The organism is Elusimicrobiota bacterium, assembly GCA_016788905.1.
Taxonomy (GTDB): Bacteria; Elusimicrobiota; Elusimicrobia; order FEN-1173; family FEN-1173; genus JADKHR01.
In genome coordinates, this window is record JAEURZ010000049.1 from 1 (window position 1) to 825 (window position 825).

Here is an 825-nt window from a genome sequence, read left to right on the forward strand (position 1 = left end):
TTAAAGTGGAGGATGATTACTCTTATGTTATGACTGGTGATTGGGACGCCTCTGGAAGTTATAAAACATCAATCACCACGACCAAGTTTACTTGGGAAATTGGTCCGGCCATTGCCTATGTGACTGAGAAAATGGGGGTTGAACTTGCCCTGACATATTCTCAAATGCCTTCCGCTGAAGATATGAACAGTTTCCAAAAATTCGATTGGAATCCGTTCGGAATTCGGTTGGGAGTTGAGTTCTAAAACAGGGAAATTGAACAGAAACACTTCAGGCGGTGCCCACCTTCCCTGCGCGCATTCGGGGAAGGTGGGCGGGCCGCTGGAGTATCGTGAAACGGGGGTGTTCTAGACTGAAGGGAACGAACAAACAATTTTAAGCAAAACCGCCTACGAGCATTTGGTGGCAGCCGTGGGAAAGATGCTGGAAGAGGGGAAAAAGGCCGGCCAGAAGTCTGCAATAGCCTGGTCAGAATTTAAACAATAGGCCTGGATGGTTTAGTAATTTAAAGAGTTTCGGAAATCCCTACAGATTTCGATGATCACTTCGAAAGCTGAGATGATGATAAACCAAAATAGGAGAGAATTTAATGAAAGGTTGGACAATAGTGTGTTCATTGTTGGTGGCAGTGGCTGCGGTATCGCTTCGCGCAGCAGATCGTCGCGTGAATTATTTCGGCCAGTTGGAATACCTCACTTATTCAGACGCGTTTGAGAAGAATGAGAAAAAATTTAGAGATGATCTTTTAGAAGCATATGGATCAGATGGGATCGTGTCGGGTAGTAATGAGACCAAGGGTGGGGCTGGTGCCCGTATTGGGGCAAT

General features: G+C 45.9%; 2 protein-coding genes. Both read left to right on the top strand.

Annotated features, from left to right (window positions below; translation table 11 throughout):
- Window positions 1–29: 29 nt before the first annotated feature.
- On the top strand, window positions 30–245 hold the full coding sequence (locus tag JNK54_10720) for a hypothetical protein (protein ID MBL8024731.1): 216 nt from the start codon (window positions 30–32) through the stop codon (window positions 243–245).
- A 344-nt stretch (window positions 246–589) separates the two neighbouring features.
- On the top strand, window positions 590–825 hold a 236-nt coding region (locus JNK54_10725), incomplete at its 3' end, for a hypothetical protein (GenBank protein MBL8024732.1).

What these genes read in the sequence shown, in the direction of transcription:
- JNK54_10720 (MBL8024731.1), top strand. Translation starts at nt 30, where the DNA reads ATGACTGGTGATTGGGACGCCTCTGGAAGTTATAAAACATCAATCACC.